This is a genomic window from Anoxynatronum sibiricum (assembly GCF_039414295.1).
GTDB classification, from domain to species: domain Bacteria; phylum Bacillota; class Clostridia; order Peptostreptococcales; family Tindalliaceae; genus Anoxynatronum; species Anoxynatronum sibiricum.
In genome coordinates this window covers 1-255 of sequence record NZ_JBCITM010000096.1, presented here as the reverse complement: position 1 = coordinate 255, position 255 = coordinate 1, and the positions used below count along the sequence as shown (strand labels likewise).

At 56.5% G+C, this 255-nt stretch carries 1 protein-coding gene; it reads left to right on the top strand.

Annotation, left to right across the window (positions count from 1 at the left end; translation table 11 throughout):
- A partial coding sequence (locus AAIG11_RS18315) for an EF-Tu/IF-2/RF-3 family GTPase (RefSeq protein WP_343187570.1) occupies positions 1 to 255 on the top strand: 255 nt, incomplete at both ends.

The window sequence follows — 255 nt, the reverse complement described above, 5'->3', positions numbered from 1 at the left end:
TTGAAGGCATCGACGAGTATATTCCCCAGCCAGAGCGAGACGTGGACAAACCCTTCCTGATGCCCGTAGAAGACGTCTTCTCCATCACCGGCCGAGGCACAGTTGCCACCGGACGTGTGGAAAGAGGAACCGTTAAAGTGCAGGAAGAAGTGCAACTGGTAGGCCTCTCAGAAGAGCCCCGCAAACTGGTGGTAACCGGCGTTGAAATGTTCCGCAAACTGTTGGATTTCGCCCAGGCGGGCGACAACATCGGCC